This is a genomic window from Nonlabens sp., from assembly GCF_965657255.1.
In the GTDB taxonomy this organism is placed as follows: Bacteria; Bacteroidota; Bacteroidia; order Flavobacteriales; family Flavobacteriaceae; genus Nonlabens.
The window spans coordinates 39,375-57,161 of sequence record NZ_CBFHNM010000007.1 but is presented as its reverse complement, the minus strand read 5'-3'; the positions used below and the strand labels follow the sequence as shown (position 1 = coordinate 57,161).

14 protein-coding genes are annotated in these 17,787 nt (G+C 34.6%); 6 read left to right on the top strand and 8 right to left on the bottom strand.

Features of this window, described 5'->3' with window-relative positions; genetic code table 11:
• Positions 1-5: 5 nt before the first annotated feature.
• Positions 6-698: a C40 family peptidase gene (locus tag ACTF54_RS09340; protein WP_438969215.1), complete on the top strand. Its 693-nt coding sequence runs from the start codon at positions 6-8 to the stop codon at positions 696-698.
• A gap of 34 nt (positions 699-732) precedes the next feature.
• Complete coding sequence (locus ACTF54_RS09335) at positions 733-2,811, top strand: ComEC/Rec2 family competence protein (RefSeq protein ID WP_438969214.1); 2,079 nt, start codon at positions 733-735, stop codon at positions 2,809-2,811.
• Between the two features lie 205 nt (positions 2,812-3,016).
• Here the strand turns inward: ACTF54_RS09335 and ACTF54_RS09330 are convergent, their stop codons facing one another.
• The 3 genes from ACTF54_RS09330 to ACTF54_RS09320 form a co-directional block, all read right to left on the bottom strand.
• The gene (locus tag ACTF54_RS09330; RefSeq protein WP_347196866.1) at positions 3,017-3,544 is read right to left on the bottom strand and encodes a thioredoxin family protein; all 528 of its coding nucleotides are present in this window, start codon (positions 3,542-3,544) and stop codon (positions 3,017-3,019) included.
• Between the two features lie 81 nt (positions 3,545-3,625).
• A complete protein-coding gene (locus ACTF54_RS09325) occupies positions 3,626-5,215 on the bottom strand; it encodes a peptide MFS transporter (RefSeq protein ID WP_438969213.1) in 1,590 nt (529 codons plus the stop codon).
• 39 nt (positions 5,216-5,254) lie between these two features.
• Positions 5,255-7,408 carry a S9 family peptidase gene (locus ACTF54_RS09320; protein WP_438969212.1) on the bottom strand — a complete coding sequence of 718 codons (2,154 nt, stop codon included), beginning with the start codon at positions 7,406-7,408 and terminating at the stop codon, positions 5,255-5,257.
• A 191-nt stretch (positions 7,409-7,599) separates the two neighbouring features.
• Here ACTF54_RS09320 and ACTF54_RS09315 point away from each other — a divergent pair, with 191 nt between their 5' ends.
• The 4 genes from ACTF54_RS09315 (at position 7,600) to ACTF54_RS09300 (ending at position 12,765) form a co-directional block, all read left to right on the top strand.
• Entirely contained in the window at positions 7,600-7,875 is a 276-nt protein-coding gene (locus ACTF54_RS09315) for a hypothetical protein (RefSeq protein WP_347196863.1), read from the top strand.
• On the top strand, positions 7,868-8,587 hold the full coding sequence (locus ACTF54_RS09310) for a GLPGLI family protein (protein ID WP_347196862.1): 720 nt from the start codon (positions 7,868-7,870) through the stop codon (positions 8,585-8,587). Before ACTF54_RS09315 ends, ACTF54_RS09310 begins: the two co-directional genes overlap by 8 nt.
• 139 nt (positions 8,588-8,726) lie before the next feature.
• Entirely contained in the window at positions 8,727-11,426 is a 2,700-nt protein-coding gene (locus tag ACTF54_RS09305) for an outer membrane beta-barrel protein (protein WP_347196861.1), read from the top strand.
• 31 nt (positions 11,427-11,457) lie between these two features.
• The gene (locus ACTF54_RS09300) at positions 11,458-12,765 is read left to right on the top strand and encodes a hydroxymethylglutaryl-CoA reductase, degradative (RefSeq protein ID WP_438969211.1); all 1,308 of its coding nucleotides are present in this window, start codon (positions 11,458-11,460) and stop codon (positions 12,763-12,765) included.
• 251 nt (positions 12,766-13,016) lie between these two features.
• On the opposite strand, the gene ACTF54_RS09295 is transcribed toward ACTF54_RS09300, so the two are convergent.
• From ACTF54_RS09295 to ACTF54_RS09275, 5 genes are all read right to left on the bottom strand, one after another.
• Entirely contained in the window at positions 13,017-13,376 is a 360-nt protein-coding gene (locus ACTF54_RS09295) for a cupin domain-containing protein (RefSeq protein WP_438969262.1), read from the bottom strand.
• A gap of 82 nt (positions 13,377-13,458) precedes the next feature.
• The gene (locus ACTF54_RS09290) at positions 13,459-14,088 is read right to left on the bottom strand and encodes a thioredoxin domain-containing protein (protein WP_438969210.1); all 630 of its coding nucleotides are present in this window, start codon (positions 14,086-14,088) and stop codon (positions 13,459-13,461) included.
• Between the two features lie 4 nt (positions 14,089-14,092).
• A complete protein-coding gene (gene gpmI / locus ACTF54_RS09285; protein WP_347196858.1) occupies positions 14,093-15,607 on the bottom strand; it encodes a 2,3-bisphosphoglycerate-independent phosphoglycerate mutase in 1,515 nt (504 codons plus the stop codon).
• 147 nt (positions 15,608-15,754) lie between these two features.
• Positions 15,755-16,972 (bottom strand): NAD(P)/FAD-dependent oxidoreductase, encoded by a 1,218-nt coding sequence (locus ACTF54_RS09280; RefSeq protein ID WP_438969209.1) that lies wholly within the window; start codon positions 16,970-16,972, stop codon positions 15,755-15,757.
• On the bottom strand, positions 16,965-17,522 hold the full coding sequence (locus tag ACTF54_RS09275) for a transposase (protein WP_347196856.1): 558 nt from the start codon (positions 17,520-17,522) through the stop codon (positions 16,965-16,967). The genes ACTF54_RS09280 and ACTF54_RS09275 overlap by 8 nt, the downstream gene beginning before the upstream one ends.
• Positions 17,523-17,787: the final 265 nt, after the last annotated feature.

Here is a 17,787-nt window from a genome sequence, read left to right as displayed (position 1 = left end):
GTTTTATGAAGCATTTTCAGAATTGTCATCCTGTTACGAATTTATTTTTATCTCGCTTTCGCGAAAGCGGTAGACCATTCAATCAAGCTTACGGTAACGTTTTTTTGAGAGGTCTAATTTATGGTGTTTTAGTTATGGGGATTTCCTCATGCGGAAGCTCCAAACCAAGAGTTGTCACTACTAAGAAAGAAGCTGCAAAGGCAGGTGCTATTACATCCACATCAAAGCCGCGACCAAGAACTAATAGCAATGCTACTATCAAAAGAGAAGAAGTAGAGCATAATACAGAAGTGAAAGAATATGCAATATCCACTGATTTTATAGACGAAGTGGTGGAGAATGCAAAAAACTATGAAGGTGTGAGGTACCGCTATGGTGGTACAACGACTAACGGGATGGATTGCAGCGGTCTGATAAGCGTTGCGTTTCAAGAAGCGGGAAAATCTATGCCACGTACCAGTCGTGCTTTATATGCTGAAGCAAAAGAATTGAGTCTGGATCAAGCTCGTAAAGGAGATTTCTTATTTTTTGCCACCGGAAGAAATAAAAAACAAGTTAACCACGTAGCTCTAATTACAAAAGTAACGCCAGCCGAAATTGAATTTATTCATTCAACAACCTCTAGAGGTGTAATTACTTCTACCTTAAATGAAGCTTACTGGCTCAATGCTTTTTTAAGAGCCGGAAGGATTGATTAATAGTTTGTTAAGTTAGTTTTGTATATATTTAGTCATGCGCTGGCTAGACTATCCATTTTATAGAATTTTATTTTTTCTAGTAGTTGGGATTATATTTCAACATCAAATAGAGATGGATGATTTGTCTTTTCTAATTAGTAGCGCGATATGCTTTAGCGTCCTAACGTTCTTCATTGTTGTCTCTAAATTTGTCCGTTTACCTAAATTTATTTTTGCCACTTCTACCTATGTGTTTTTCTTCAGCCTAGGAGCTCTGTTATTCTCAAATAAAAATGGGTTATCAAACGATCATTTCATAAATAAACAAGTTCAAGGTCAAGAACATGTTTTACAACTTAATTTAAAACAACGATTAGCACCTAATAAATTTAACGATCGGTTTTATGCTGAGGTGGTCGCCATAGATCAAGAACAAGTTTCAGGTAAAACATTGGTTTTATTTAAACGGTCTGACAGTTTAGATCTTAAAGTAGGTGATCAACTTACTGTTTATGATGATGTGAATATTCCTGCCTTTGCGCGTAATCCTGGTGATTTTGATTATAGAAAGTATTTAAAATCTATCGATGTATACGGTCAGATTTATGTAAACACGCCTAAGATCTTAAGTTATGAAAACGGTTCTCAAGAATTAGGTTTTCTATTGGGATTGAGAAATACCATTTTAGAAAAATTAAAGGCTTCTGGTTTGAATGAAAATCCGCGAGGTGTTATAGAAGCTCTAGTTCTGGGACAACGACAAAACGTAGATCCAGAAGTAACCAAAAGTTTTAGAGATGCAGGTGTCATCCATATTCTTGCATTAAGTGGATTGCATGTAGGAATTATTCTATTAATTCTAAGGATTCTTACTAAACGAATCCTTAGAATTAAATACGGTCGGTGGATTCAAAGTATCGTCCTTATACTTCTTTTGTGGTCATTTGCCTTATTAACAGGTATGTCTCCGTCAATCATGCGAGCAGTTACTATGTTTTCTTTTGTAGCAATAGGATTAAATTTAAAGCGAAAAGGTTCTGTTTACCATAGTTTGACTTTGTCTGCTTTTGTACTGTTGCTATTTGATCCTCGATTGCTATTTCAGGTAGGTTTTCAGCTCAGTTATATGGCGGTTTTCTCCATAGTATTAATTCAGCCAGTTCTTGCTGGTTTATGGCCGTGGCGCAATAAGGTAAAAGACTTTTTCTGGAATATATTTACAGTTACCGTAGCAGCCCAAATAGGAGTTGCTGGCATTAGCTTGTTTTATTTTAATCAGTTTCCAGGTTTGTTTATTTTAGGAAATATGTTGTTACTGCCAGTTTTGCCATTTATAATTGGAGCTGCTTTACTTTTAATATTCTTGTTATTATTAGGCATTCCTACAGAATGGTTGACTACTGTTTTAAATGTAGTTTTAGAATTTATTATTGAAACAGTGGCAAGAATCAGTTCTTTAGAATCGTTCATTGTAAAAGACATACATCTTACTTTTTGGGAAACAGCGTTGATTTATATAGCACTATTCAGTTTTGTACTTTTCTTATTACCCTATTTTAAGCGAAGTAAAAGAGAACGCTTTTATCTTAAGAAACCTAACTGGATGTTGCATGTAAGTTTACTGTCTTTAGTGGTTTTGTTTGGTTTAAAAAGCTATGATAGGATCAATGCAGACAAAGAAACTTTTATGGTCCTGCATCAAGCGACAGGAAGTGCTGTTAGTTTAAGTAATCAAGATCAGGCCACCTTATTCACAGATTTACACGTTATGGATTCTTTGAGAGCGGTTATAAGCTTAGATCGATTAAAAGCCATAGAAACTCATAGGGATAAGAATCTATCTTTAGCCGATTTAAATAACTTGATTAATTATAAAAATAATCAGCTATTAATAATAGGAGAAAATGGATTTTACGATTCGTCAGTTAGGAATGCGACTGTTCTACTTTCTCATTCACCTAAAATAAATCTCGAGCGATTGATTTTAGAAACCCAACCTAAACGCATCATAGCTGATGGTTCTAATTATCGTAATGTGGTTACAGGTTGGAAAGGCACTTGCGATAAAATGGGAGTTGAGTTACTCAATACTCATGAAGTAGGAGCAGTGGATTTGATGATTGCAAATGATTAATTATCATCATCTACCTCTTCAAAACTAGTTTTTTAAGGTTGATATTTTAAAAGTCTTAAGTCGGAAGAGAAATAGTCATTGACGATTAATTTTTATCTCGCAAAATCTATCCGACCAAAACTCGATACCGCTCCTTTTGCCCACCTTTCCTTTTTTAAGGAAAGGAGTCTGTTAGCATTTATTATTTATAAATCCTCTTTTAAGCCTATTTACCCTGTAATTTATATTTAAAATTACGCTGGTAATCGCTCCACTTTTGGCCGGTGTTGATGGATTTATAGGTCTCATCTGCCAGCATGGTGATGTAAATTTCTAGTTTTTTAGCATCTAATTTTCCAGCTACTGGATTGATAATCGTACCTTTTTCATCAAAGAAAACTAATGTAGGATATTCAAATATCTTGATAAATTCTGCAAACTGATGTTGCGCACGATCATTACGTCTTTTAAATGGATTAGCATAAGTCGCACCTTTATAATTGATGACTTCGCTTCCTTCTGCATTAAAACTTACTGGATAATAATTCTCGTTGATAAATTTTGCGATGTCCGCTTTCGCGAAAGCGTTCTTATCCATCCATTTACAGTTAGGACACCAGTCTGTGTAGGATTTCATTAAGATTTTGCGAGGTTCTTTTTTCTGTGCTTCAAGAGCTTCATTCATGGTCATCCAGTTCACTTGAGAAAAACCAAGCGCCGAAAACAATAGAAAAACAATAGGGAATAATTTCATGTTGCTAATTTACAAAATCATAAAAGCAAAAAACGCACCGTAATGGTGCGTTTTTTGTTAAAATAAAAATAGGTTCAGTTATTATCTGATTCCGTGCATCATTTTAACCAATAACCTGCTTATTGCTAGCATGATAACTCCTGCTGCAATAGGTATGATTGTAAATATCATAAAGAAAGTAGCCATACCGTAGTCTTCAACAATAGGGTCAATATATCTTCCTGTAAGTCCAGCTGCGGTATTAGCAATAAAGTTTGCTACAAACCAAATACCAAACATTAATCCTACTAGTTTAGCTGGAGAAAGTTTACTAACGTATGATAATCCTACTGGAGAAACGCAAAGCTCACCAAGCGTATGGAATAAATAAGCTAGAATTAAGAAAATCATGCTCACTGAGGCAGTTTTAGCACCTAACGGAATTCCCATAGATCCAAAAGCTAAGATCCCAAAACCAATTCCCAATAAGATTAAACCTATCGCAAATTTTACAGGTCCAGAAGGATTGTATTTAGATTCCCATATTTTAGAGAAAACTGGTGCAAAAGCTATAATAAAGAATGAGTTCAAAATACCAAACCAAGAAGCTGGAACTTCTGGAGCAGGATCAGTAAATTGTCTATATAACATCCATATCACAATTGCCCAAATAACAACAAACCCTAACCCTAATAGAATATTAGATAGTGCATATTTTGAATAGGTTTGTTTGAATAACATTCCTAAAACCCATGTTATAATAATCATAGGAATTACAGTAAGCAATGTGTTGAAGATTTTAAATATTAATGCTCCGTCACCTTCTAGAACTCTATCAGTATAATCTGCAGCAAAAATAGTCATCGATCCACCAGCTTGCTCAAATGCCCACCAAAAGAAAATAGTAAAGAATGCTAAAACTCCAATAACAATTAATCTGTCAGAAGTAATTTTAGATTTTTTTGCTTGATCCATAGTTGCTTCAACAGCATCTTCAACATCTTCAAAAGCATCTTCTATTACGTCATCAAAATCCTCAGCATCTTTAGGAGATAATCCTATTTTACCAAAAATTTCTTGGGCAAAGTAGAACTGTAACATACCTATAAACATAAAGATACCAGCAAGTCCAAAACCATAATGCCATCCTACAGACTCTCCTATATAACCACATAAAAGAATACCTAAGAAAGCACCAGCATTGATACCCATATAAAAAATCGTGTATCCAGCATCTTTTTCTTTGTCTTCTGTTTTGTAAAGTTTTCCAACCATGGAAGAGATGTTAGGCTTGAACATACCGTTACCGATAATTAAAAGAATCAGACCTAGATAAAAGAATGTACCAGTGAGACCTTCTAATGCCATCGATGCATGACCCAAAGTCATTAATACAGCTCCTATGACTACGGCTTTACGATAGCCAGTGATTTTATCTGCAATTAAACCACCAAAAATAGGAGTAACGTAAACTAATCCAGTATAGAAAGCATAAAGGGTTAAAGCATCAGCACGTTCCCAGCCCCAACCTTCATCAAATACCGATGCAACTAAGAAGAGTACTAATAAAGCACGCATTCCATAATAGGAAAAACGTTCCCACATTTCTGTAAAGAAAAGAACAAAAAGCCCTGATGGATGTCCTAGTACGGTCTTCTGGTTCGTTATTGAACCACCAAATTTATATTCCATAATTTTAGTTTAATATTTCAGATTAGTTGATTGTAATAATTATAAATTCTCTTTGATGAAGTCGGTCATCTTATTGTATAAATGGATTCTAGTGTTACCACCATAAATTCCATGGTTTTTATCAGGATAAATGGCCCAGTCAAATTGCTTGTTTGCTTGTACCAGTGCTTCTACCATTCTCATGGTGTTTTGTACGTGTACGTTATCATCTGCAGTTCCATGAATAAGTAAGTATTTACCTTTTAATTTATTCACATGATTGATAGGACTATTTTCATCATAACCACTTGCATTTTCTTGTGGTGTTGTCATGTAACGTTCTGTATAAATAGAGTCATAAAACCTCCATGAGGTTACTGGTGCGACTGCAATAGCCATAGTGAAGGTGTCATTTCCTTGAAGTAAACAGTTAGAGCTCATAAAACCACCATAACTCCAACCCCAAATTCCTACACGATTAGCGTCAATGTGACTCATAGCTCCTAATTTTTTTGCAGCAGCGATTTGATCTTCTACTTCGTACTTACCTAGTTCTTTTTGTGTAACTTTTTTAAAGTCAGCACCTTTATAGCCAGTACCACGTCCATCTACACAAACAACGATATAACCTTCATTTGCTAGCATACTGTACCAGAAGTCGTTTGCTCCATACCAGCTGTTTGCAACAGATTGTGATCCAGGACCACTGTATTGGGTCATAAACAATGGGTACTCTTTATTTGGATCAAAATCTAATGGTTTCATAGTCCACATGTTCAAATCATTTCCATTGATATTGATCGTAGAAAATTCTTTTTGTGAAACTTGATAATCATTAAGTTTTACTTTTAGATCATTGTTATTCTTGATCTCGCGAACTGTTTCACCGTCTTTAGCATTGTTCAACGTATAAACTGGTGGAGTAGTTGCACTGGAATACGTATTTATATAATAGGTAAAATTCTTACTGAAAGAAGCGCTGTTAGTTCCTGTCTGCGAGGATAGTTTTTTCTTCTTTTTCGCCTTGAGCGATATGGAATAAATACCACGGTTTATAGAACCATCTTCAGTACTTTGATAATAGATGCGTTTAGAATTTGTATCATAACCGTAGTAAGAAGTTACGTCCCAGTTTCCTTTTGTGATTTGGCGCTTTTCAGTTCCGTCTGCGTCGTATAAATAGATATGTCTCCAGTTGTCTTTTTCACTAGTCCATAGAAAACTACCGTCTTCTAGAAAAGTAAGATCATCTGTCACATCTACATAAGCGTTGTCTTTTTCTGTAAAAGCGATACTGGCTTTACCGTTTGCATCGATGTAATAAAAATCTAAAACATCTTGATGTCTATTTAAAACTTGTGCGGCAAGTTTACCATTAGGTGAATAATTGATTCTAGCAACATAAAACTCTTCATTGCGTCCTAGTGCGACTTCTTGTCTAGCACCTGTTGCTAATGTAAACTGATGTAACGCAACAACGGCATTCTTTTCACCAGCTTTAGGGTATTTAAAAACGTATGGCTTTTGATACAATTCGTTTCCATAGACATCCATTGAAAATTCAGGAACTTCACTCTCGTCAAAGGAAATAAAAGCGATTTGCTCACTATTAGGACTCCATTCATAAGCTTTTACAAAAGCAAATTCTTCTTCATAAACCCAATCCGTAACTCCGTTGATAAGCGCATTATTTACACCATCATTAGTTGCTTGAATTACAGCGCCAGATGCTAAGTCCTTATAATATAGATTATTTTCAAAAACATAGGCTACTTTTTTGCCATCAGGAGAAAAAGAAGGACTTCTTACTAGGTCATCGCTTAATAAGGTTATTTTTTTAGTTTTGAGATCAAGGATATGAACCTTATCATAAGAACTACGTCTAAAGATTTGATTGCTTTCTGAAATGATCATCATTTGGGACTCGTCATCGCTTAAGATATAATCACGAATGGTAATTCCTAAGTCGCTGCTGTTTACTAGAGTCTCTGTTTTTTCTCCTGTTTTATAGCTGTATTTATCTATCGTTTGAGTACGATCTCTATTATAATTAAGAATTAAATACTCGGTTCCATTGTTTAAAGAAGCGAGAGATTGAAGACCTTGGGTACGAAACTCGCCTCTGTAGATATCTTCAACAGTAATGTTTTTTTGTGCGGTAAGACTTTGACTTATAAATACAAAAGCCAATAAAATCATGCAATTTTTAATCATTCCTTAGTTTTAATTAAGTGTGACCTCAATTTTACTAAAAAAATACCAATAAAGCTACGCTTTAAAGAGATTCCTTGAATTGCTTATACATTCTAGCTTTAAATGTAAATCTCAAATTAAGTAAGAAAAAAATTGTTTTTTTACTTTACTTTACTTTACTTGTACTCATAATAACTAAAAACTTTTTTATTATGAGAAATTCAATTAAATCAATTATTCTTTGTAGCCTGTTTTTTGTTGGACTTACTAGCTTTGATAATGAGAACAAACAATTAGAGGATCAACAAACACCTTGTCAGGAACTTGCGTTTGGTCAAGCGGTGTTTTTATGGGGTACTGAACACCATTCGCTATTAGAGATGACTATTTTTTTTAATACTGTCTATATGTTCGAGCAAAATTGTATTGAGAATGGAGGAAATGAAAATGGTACTGAAACTCTACCTGTTGTTGTAATCAATGGTTAATTTAGGACATATTAAAATCTTTATAGCCTTTTTCTTTTTGTTACAAAATCAAAACTCATTTAAATTTGATAGTAACGAAAATTATATTGCCACATATTCAAAAGGTTTTCTTGTTGCTCCAGAGAAATTTGACAACATAATAATTGAGTACACATTGAAATTTAATGAAAGCTTATCAAAGTTTGAAATATCGGATAAGAAGAATTTAAAGTTGAAAGAGTCTGTCGTTCTGAATGGGAGTGGTATTTATTTTAATGAATCGAATGATGCAGTCCTTAACCATCTATCTGGTAATTCTATATTTTCTGATAAGTATCTTATTCAGAGAAATCATGAAAGTTTACGATGGAATATTACTTCGGAGACTAAAATTTTGAATGGATTTACTTGCTACAAAGCCTTCAGATATCCATTGGGATTAGACTTTAAAGAGAATAAAAATGAACCAGTTCTAACAGCTTGGTTTGCTCCTAAATTAAATTTCAAACATGGTCCTGCAGATGCTGTTGGTTTACCTGGATTGGTATTGGAATATACCCATAAAAATTATTTTTATAGATTGGAAACATTAGAAACGACCTCAATAGATAATAATGATGATTTTGTAAATGGACTTAAACCTAAAGGCGATTTTAAAAAGATAGCCTATTTAGATTACATGAAAAAAGTGATGAAATGGTATCGAGGAATGAAAAAAAAATATCGAAAATGATTTTTCTTCCTTTTCCGTTGGTTTCTTACCAGAAAGTTTATGGGGATGACTTTGATAGTTATCCCCATGTTTTTTCATTTTGAATCTGAAATTATTCAAAAAAATATTTTTAAGAATTAAAATTTTACAATATAGTTTAATGAAGATTCTTCCATACGAAAGTAGAATTACTAGTAATTTAGTTAAGTTGTTCAGTTTACTTCTCTATAGCTCTTTGTCTTTTGCTCAAGTCACTGAAAGTCGAATATCTGAAATTCAAGTATTCGATTCGATAACGAAAGAACCTTTAGAGAATGCTACTATAGTAATCTATTCTAAACCTAATGAGCAAGCCTATTTTTTTAATACTTCTCAAAACGGATCGTCAATTTTAAATATTGATCAACAAATATTAAAGATTTCTGTTTTCCTAATGGGTTATGAAAACTACTCAACAGTAGAAGCTAAAGATATCAATCAGGAGATATTAAAAATTTATCTTAAACCATCTGTTGATCAACTTGACACTGTTGTTTTGAATGGTATAAAAAATATAATCATTGCAAAAGATACCATCACTTACCGTACAGATTTTTACACAACTGGTCAAGAAAGAAAACTTAAAGACATTATTAAAAAATTACCAGGGCTAGAAGTAGATAGAAATGGTAATGTAACTTCAAACGGTAAGTCTGTAAAACGACTTCTAGTAGAAGGTAAAGCCTTTTTTACAGGAGATGAAAAGCTAGGTGTAAATAACATACCTGCTGACGCTGTTGATGAAGTGCAATTACTCGATAATTATAGTGAAGTTGCCATGCTCAAGCAGTTTGAAGATACAGACGAGCTGGTAATGAATATTAAACTTAAAGAAGATAAAAAGCGTTTTGTCTTTGGCGATGTTACCGCAGGTGTAGGATATAAAGAACGTTATAAAGTAAATCCTGCGCTATTTTATTACAGTCCAGAATATGCTGCAAACTTTATTGGAGATATAAATAATACAGGTGTTAAATCTTTTACCGCAAAAGATTACATAGATTTTAATGGTGGAATTCTTAATATCTCACCTACAGAGTATTTTAAACTCAACTCTGACCAGTTTGCACAATTTCTTAACAATCGTGACTTTACAAATTCCGTAGATCGTTTTGGTGCTGGTAGTTATAGAAAAAGTTGGGCTAAAACAGATCTAAGTGGTTATGTGATTTTTAATGATGCAAATATTTCCACTGCAAGTCAAACTACAAATGAATACCAAACAGATGCACCATTTACAGAAAATAGACAAAGTAATGGAGAGCAAGATGGCAGGTTCTTAATTGCCAAAGTAGATTTAAAAAATCAAGGAAGTAAAACTAAAGATTTAAGAATCAATTCACTTATCAAATTTAATAATGCTACAGATTTTGATCGCTTAGTTTCTCAAAGTACGGTTCAAAATACTTTTTTAGAAAGCGATTCTCAAATTCAAAGTTTCTCTAGTTCTACAAATTTATTATATACCTCAGAGATTAATAAAAAACATACTTATAGTATTCAAGCAAATGTAGATGTTCAAGATAATACTTCAAACTATTTATGGAATACGGATCGTTTAATTTTAAGCGGTCTCATCCCTTTAGAACAAGACGATCAAGTAGAGATCGTTCAAGATATAAATAACTCCAATTTTAATATAGGCAGTACACTTAAACATTATTATAAAATCTCCTCAAACACTCAATTACAGTCATCAATTACTGGTAATTACTTACCTAATTCATTAGAAACAACATCCTTTCAATTAAGAGATGATACTACTACAAATTCCTTTAGTGAGTCTGGTTTTGATGTAAATTTGAATTACAATGTTTTTAGAAGTATTGTAGGAACAGAGTTGCGAACTGAGCAAGGTAAATTTACTTTTAAACCTGGTTTGTTTTTTCAGTATTTTAATCAAGAAATAGAGCAAATGGAACAGGTAAATAGATCTCAATGGTTTTTTGCTCCTAAGTTGCGAGTTCAATATGACATCACAAATTCAGAGCGATTGTATTTTAACTTTAATAGAAATATTTCTGTGCCTAATAGTCAGCAACTAGTAGATCGATTGTTTCTATCTAGTTTCAACGCCGTTACTTCTGGTAATCCAAAATTAGATTATAGAATTTCAGAGCGCTATAGCTTGCGCTATAGTAAATTTGATTTATACAAAGGCTTATCTCTCAATGCAGGATTATCCTATAACAATCAGATACAGGGAATAAAATCTACTACAGTGTTGCAAGGAATTGATCAGATTAGAAATTACATCGACTTTGGTCTGGATGAGAAATCATTAAATGCTAATTTTTCTATTAATAAGACCATAGGGAACATTAAATATGGCTTCACTTCTTCACACGGATTCAGTAATTATTATCAAATTCTTAATGACGATATTAATGAGAATAAAACTCAAAATACAACAGTAGGACTTTCGTTAAAAACACTGTTTGATAAATTTCCTACATTATCACTATCTTATCAAAAGACTTTCAATAATTATGATACTTCTATAAATACATTAAACACTTTCCAAGATCGCTTTGCTGCAAATCTAGATTATGAATTCTTAAATGATTTTGTATTTGAATTTTCTTATAATTTAACTTTATATGAAAATGAAAGTATAGGAGTAGATAACCAATTTGATGACTCTTTTTTTAGCCTAAGTTATGATCCAGAAAACACGCCTTGGACTTATAAATTAACAGGTACTAATTTATTTGATAATCGATTTAGACAAGAAAATTCCTTTAATGATTTTTTAATTACAGATCGTCAGACATTTTTACAACCACGCATTATTATGTTTGAGCTGTCTTATAAGTTATAGACCTTATCTTTGTCGCTCAATTTTTACACCTATGCAACCTGTTACTGGATTCTCAAAACTTTCTAAATCGCAAAAGATAGATTGGCTTGTTTCAAATCATTTAAATGATGATGCGACAGCAAAGCAAACCTTAATGCAATACTGGAATGAAGATCAAAAGCTGCAAGATTTGCACGATGGATTTAGTGAGAATACGGTAACGAATTATTATTTTCCTTTTGGTCTGGCGCCTAATTTTTTGATCGATCAACAGCTGGTGACTATTCCTATGGCGATAGAGGAGAGCAGTGTCGTTGCTGCTGCCAGTAAAGCGGCTAAATTTTGGCTGGATCGTGGTGGTTTCAAAACACAAATTAAAGGCACTAAAAAAGTAGGGCAAGTACACTTGATGTATCATGGTTTGAGCAGTGAGATGGATGCTTTTTACGCTTTCGCGAAAGCGGAATTACTACAATCCCTAGAGCAAATAAATGCCTCGATGAAAAAACGTGGCGGCGGCATCCAAACTTTAGAACTGGTCAACAAAACCAAAAGTCTAGATGGATATTATCAATTGCATGCCACTTTTGAGACCAAGGATGCGATGGGTGCTAACTTCATCAACACCACGCTAGAACAACTTGCAACAACTTTAAGAGCAAAAGCTTCAGAATTCAAAGGCTTTTCTAGCGATGCTCCAGAAGTAATTATGAGTATTTTGAGTAATTATGTTCCAGAATGCGTGGTAAATGTTTCTGTTTCATGTAAAATCGATGAAATAGGAACCATCAATGGCGTTACTGGAGCAGAGTTTGCTAGAAAATTTGTTAGAGCAGTTGATATCGCAACAGTTGAGCCGTATCGTGCGGTCACGCACAATAAAGGAATCATGAATGGTATTGATGCCGTAGTTATTGCGACTGGAAATGACTTTAGAGCGGTAGAAGCTGGAGTACATGCCTATGCCTCTAGAGATGGAAAATACCGAAGTCTAACCAAAGCAAGAATTGAGAACGACACCTTCATCTTTGAGGCAGATTTCCCACTGGCTCTAGGAACTGTAGGTGGATTGACTTCTTTGCATCCACTGTCTAAGCTAGCTTTACAGATTCTTGATAATCCTAGTGCTGAAGATTTAATGAAAATTACTGCGGTTGCAGGATTGGCTCAAAATTTTGCTGCCTTACACTCATTGGTGACAACAGGAATACAGGCTGGACACATGAAAATGCATCTTGCCAATATGTTAGAACAGATAGGTGCAAACGATATCGAAAAAGAATCGCTACGCAAAGAATACACCGATAAAACACCTAGTTTTTCTAGCTTGAGAGAAAGTTTAAACTTACTGCGTAAGTAAAATAGATTGACATCCCAGAAAATTTGGTTGAAAATTTTTGAATCTCATGATAAAGCTTGTTCCAAATTTATCAGGGATCTGCTAGAATCTTTCTCATTGTAAGTTAAATTTAATGAGGAATAAGGTTTCGACACTTCGGTTTGCTTAGTGCATCGCTACCGCTCAAACTGGCATTTTCTTTTTTCGATATTCCTTGATCCATATTCGATATTCGATATTCAAATTCGAGTTCGAGTTCGAGTTCAAATTCTCTAAATCCAGTCTAACTTTTCTTTTGTGATTTCATGCTGCACATCTCCAGTATGTTTTATGAAAGCTGGTTCAAATAACATGATGTGAACCTCTTCTTTTGCAATAGGTTTGTGCTCAACGCCTCTTGGAACAATATACATATCACCTTCATTGAGAGTGACGATTTTGTCTCTTAACTCAATAATTAATTGGCCTTTGATCACATAGAAAAGCACGTCTTCATTTTTGTGATCGTGCCAAACAAATTCTCCTTGCATTTTTGCCAACTTTACGTGCTGACCGTTCAGTTCTCCTATAATTTTAGGAGTCCATTGTTCTGTAAATAGGGTGAGTTTTTGTTTTAGATTGATGGCTTTCATCATGTAGATTTTAATTTAAAAATAGGCATAAAAAAAACGAGGAGTTCACATTCCTCGTTTTAATTATTGTTGTTTGGTAGTTTTAGTTGTCATAAGAATGTTTGTATTCTTGGCCCGTAACAATCTTCAACATGTCTTTTTCTAGAGACTCTCTAGGTCTTTCTACATAACGTCCTATTTCTTCACCATTACGATAGAATATAAAAGTAGGAACTCTAACTATATCATATCCAGAAACTAAATTTACAGGCTGTTTTTTAGAACGATCAACTGTAATCATTGTCACATTATCTAGATCATAACCAGCAGCGTCTAAAATATTATAAAATTGTGGTGTTTCTCTTTTTGAATCACCACACCAAGTTCCCATATAGGCTCTAATTTCAACATCTTTAAGAGCTACTTTAAGACCTTCTATTGCGGCAGCATCTGGCTGATAAGAGTTATAACGACTTTCGAACCAAGAGCTGAAAGGAGCTTGCATAAAAGCATCTTTCTCTACATTTCCAGTTAGATTACCAGAAGCATCTTTTGCATATTTTGAACCTGCCTCGATAGTTCCAGCTGTATTTAACATCGATTTCTCTTTCATTTTAGCTTCTGTCACTTTAGAAGCGTCAGAAGTAGTTGCAGATGTACTTTTTGTAGCTGCTTTTTGCGATCCGCATGCAGTTAAAATTATTGCAGCGATTAATATAAGTGTCTTTTTCATAGTGCTAAATTAATGGTTTTTGAGTCATTTCAATAGGTTGTTGTATTCCTATTAACTTTAATATAGTAGGAGCGATATCTCCTAAAACTCCGTCTTGAACCTTTTTTAAATCTTTGTCAACTAGAATTATAGGTACTGGATTAGTAGTGTGTGCCGTGTTTACTGATCCATCTTTATTGAGCATGACCTCACAATTTCCGTGGTCTGCAATTACAATTACCGTATAACCTTTATCTGTTGCTGCTGTAATAACACCTTTAGCTGCTTGATCTACGGCTTCACAAGCTTTTACGCTTGCTTCCATGGAACCAGTATGTCCCACCATATCTGGATTTGCAAAATTAAGGCATATAAAATCTGCTGATTGCTTTTCTATCTCCGGAACAATTTTCTTCTCTACACAATCTATGGACATTTCTGGCTGCAAATCATAGGTAGCCACTTTTGGAGAGTTACACATCAATCTATTTTCTCCTTTGAAAGGTTCTTCCTGGCCACCATTAAAGAAAAAAGTTACGTGTGGATATTTTTCTGTTTCTGCGATGCGTATTTGTGTTTTTCCTGCTTTCGAAAGAACTTCACCTAACGTGTTTTTTAAATTATCTTTCTCAAAAACGACTTTTACGTTTTGGTAACTTTCATCGTATTTAGTCATTGTGACATAATACAAATCAAGCGCTTGTGTATTTTGTTCGTGATAATCTTGTTGAGATAACATTTGAGTTAATTCACGACCACGATCGGTGCGGTAATTAAAGAAAATTACCACGTCGCCTTCTTCCACTAGTCCTGCTGGTTCTGTACCGTTAAGAACCACGATTGGTTCAATAAACTCGTCAGTTATTCCAGCTGTATAATTATCTTTTATAGCCTTAACTGGATCGTGAGTAGGTGCGCCCATTCCATGGACTATTACATCATAAGCTTTCTTAACTCGTTCCCATCTTTGGTCACGATCCATCGCAAAGTAACGCCCAGTGATAGAAGCTATTTGTGTGTTGGTGCCGCTTACATAATTCATTAAATCTTCCACATGACCAGCACCAGAATTAGGGTCTACATCGCGGCCATCTGTAAATGCATGAACAAAAACCTCGTCCACTTCCATTTCTTGTGTTACATCTATCAATGCTTTTAAGTGATCGATATGCGCATGCACGCCACCATCAGACAGTAATCCTAAGAAATGTACTTTTTTGGATTCCGCTTTCGCGAAAGCGAGAGCATCCACCAGCACTTTCTCATCTTTAAGCGTATCTTCTTTTATTGCTTTATTGATTTTGGCAAGGTCTTGATAAACGATACGACCTGCGCCAAGATTCATGTGTCCTACCTCACTATTTCCCATTTGCCCTTCTGGAAGGCCAACATGTTCTCCATCGGTACGCAATGTCGCATGCGGATATTTGTCATATAAACTATCTATGAATGGCGTGTTTGCCTGTGCAATGGCACTAACTTTAGGGTCTTGCGTGATTCCCCAACCGTCGAGAATCATTAATATGGTTTTCTTGTTCAATGTATCAAAATTTGAACTCCTAAATTACGAAAAACGCGGCTTTTAGGTCTTAAATTAAGAAATTGATTACTGGAATAGTTACGAAAGCGATTGCGTGGGATTAGTTTATTACTATATTCTCTGTCAAACTTTTTTAACTGAAAACTGTCACTGAGACTGAGTACTCATAGAGATCGCCCTAGCAATCATCCAGCCGCCAGTCCAGGCGTTTTGAAAATTAAAACCGCCAGTTATCGCGTCTATGTTTAATACTTCGCCAGCGAGATATAGATTTTCTTGTTTTTTAGAAGAGAACGATTTGAAGTTGATTTCTTTCAAGTCTACGCCACCAGCGGTTACAAATTCTTCTTTAAAAGTGCTTTTTCCGTTGATGGCAAAAGTACTTGCTGTTAAAAGAGTTGCCAAATTATGAAGATCTACATTGGAACAGTCTGCCCAGTTTTTTTCTGTAAGTGAAATGCTCTCCACTAAGTATTTCCACAGTCGCTTAGGAAGATCAAACAACCATTCATTACCGACTTGTTTTTTACTGCTTTTCCTTCTTTCAAAAAGTGTTGCTAAACACTCTTCTAATGACAAATAATTCAACCAATTGATAATTAGATCAAATTTATATCCAGAATTATGAAGTTCTCGCGCGCCCCAAGCGCTCATTTTTAAAATGGCTGGTCCAGAAAATCCCCAATGTGTAATTAATAAAGGTCCTTGTGATTCTAGATTTAGTTGAGGTATTTCTACTCTCGCCTCGATGGCAATTCCTGCGAGTTCGGTAATCTGTTTATCGACTATATTAAAGGTAAAAAGCGATGGAACAGCATCTACAATCGTATGGTTTAAATTTTTCATCATTTGCCAGACTTTAGGGCTGCTTCCAGCTGTAACAACTAGGTTATCGCAGTTGAAGGAATCAGTTTTGGTCTCGAGTTGCCAATAGTCTGTTTTTTCTATAGTTGATACATTTTGGCTCGTTAGAATGTCTATGTGATGCTTTCGCGCAAGCGAGATAAAACAATCGATAATTGTTTGAGAAGAATTAGAAACAGGAAACATGCGACCATCTTCCTCTATTTTTAATTCTACACCGCGTTCTTCAAACCAACTGATTGTGTCGCCCGTCATAAAACTATGAAAAGGTCCAAGAAGTTCTTTCTCACCTCGCGGATAATTCAAGGACAACGGTTTAGGCTCAAACTGTGCATGAGTGACATTGCAGCGTCCACCGCCAGAAATGCGTACTTTTTGAAGGACATCTTTTCCGCGTTCTAGAATAGCAATTGAGTGATTCTCGGTTTGCTCTGCTAGATTGATGGCAGTAAAAAATCCAGCTGCGCCGCCGCCGATTATTATGGTGTTGTAATTATTCAAAAGTTGGTAAGAATGAAGTGTTCAATTGATAAGATTTGTGAGCAGCAACAAAGTTAGTTGAATCATCAAACAATTCTAGTACAAACTCTCGATCTACAAATGTTTTAACGTCGTCTAAAATATCATGGTAAGACGACCATGGATATGAAATAATGTCTTCTACAAAACCATCTTTTACTGGATTGCAATGAACATATAAAATCACGTTTTTCAAATAAGCCTCTGACTCAATGAGTTTTCTTTTAAATGGTTTTTTAAACAAACTGCCCGACCTGTTATAGGCTTTATTGTATGATTTTGCATAACCAATAAACAAATTTGCAAAAGCTCTAGATATTTTTGATTCCTCTATTTCTTCATTGGTCTTGATGACTAGATGAAAATGATTTTTCATTAAACAGAAAGCAATAATTTCACATACAGGTGTTAAGTGGTTTTCCATTTTATCAATAAAGAACGGATAATTGCGAGACTCTTTGAAGATATCGATCATACCATTTGCCTGATTGAAAATGTGGTAATATTTATCGTTTTCTATTTTATCGTACATCAGGAAAAGATAAAGAGATCTCGTAAATCAACCAAACATGCCAAGAGAAATACTTGGCATGTTGGTTTCGAAAGACTTCTAGGGTGAGAAAAAGCTAGTAAGATTTGACATGCCAACTATAGGTTTTGGCAATGTCTAAATCAAATCGAGATGCTGGTTTTTAGACCAGTATTTAATTTTATCGACAGCAACCAAACATGCCAAGAGAAATACTTGGCATGTTGGTTTCGAAAGACTTCTAGGGTGAGAAAATGCTAGTAAGATT

Bases quoted from the DNA above. Each gene is read 5' to 3' on its own strand.
- ACTF54_RS09340 (WP_438969215.1), top strand. From the start codon at position 6: ATGAAGCATTTTCAGAATTGTCATCCTGTTACGAATTTATTTTTATCT.
- ACTF54_RS09335 (WP_438969214.1), top strand. From the start codon at position 733: ATGCGCTGGCTAGACTATCCATTTTATAGAATTTTATTTTTTCTAGTA.
- ACTF54_RS09330 (WP_347196866.1), bottom strand. From the start codon at position 3,544: ATGAAATTATTCCCTATTGTTTTTCTATTGTTTTCGGCGCTTGGTTTT.
- ACTF54_RS09325 (WP_438969213.1), bottom strand. From the start codon at position 5,215: ATGGAATATAAATTTGGTGGTTCAATAACGAACCAGAAGACCGTACTA.
- ACTF54_RS09320 (WP_438969212.1), bottom strand. From the start codon at position 7,408: ATGATTAAAAATTGCATGATTTTATTGGCTTTTGTATTTATAAGTCAA.
- ACTF54_RS09315 (WP_347196863.1), top strand. From the start codon at position 7,600: ATGAGAAATTCAATTAAATCAATTATTCTTTGTAGCCTGTTTTTTGTT.
- ACTF54_RS09310 (WP_347196862.1), top strand. From the start codon at position 7,868: ATGGTTAATTTAGGACATATTAAAATCTTTATAGCCTTTTTCTTTTTG.
- ACTF54_RS09305 (WP_347196861.1), top strand. From the start codon at position 8,727: ATGAAGATTCTTCCATACGAAAGTAGAATTACTAGTAATTTAGTTAAG.
- ACTF54_RS09300 (WP_438969211.1), top strand. From the start codon at position 11,458: ATGCAACCTGTTACTGGATTCTCAAAACTTTCTAAATCGCAAAAGATA.
- ACTF54_RS09295 (WP_438969262.1), bottom strand. From the start codon at position 13,376: ATGAAAGCCATCAATCTAAAACAAAAACTCACCCTATTTACAGAACAA.
- ACTF54_RS09290 (WP_438969210.1), bottom strand. From the start codon at position 14,088: ATGAAAAAGACACTTATATTAATCGCTGCAATAATTTTAACTGCATGC.
- ACTF54_RS09275 (WP_347196856.1), bottom strand. From the start codon at position 17,522: ATGTACGATAAAATAGAAAACGATAAATATTACCACATTTTCAATCAG.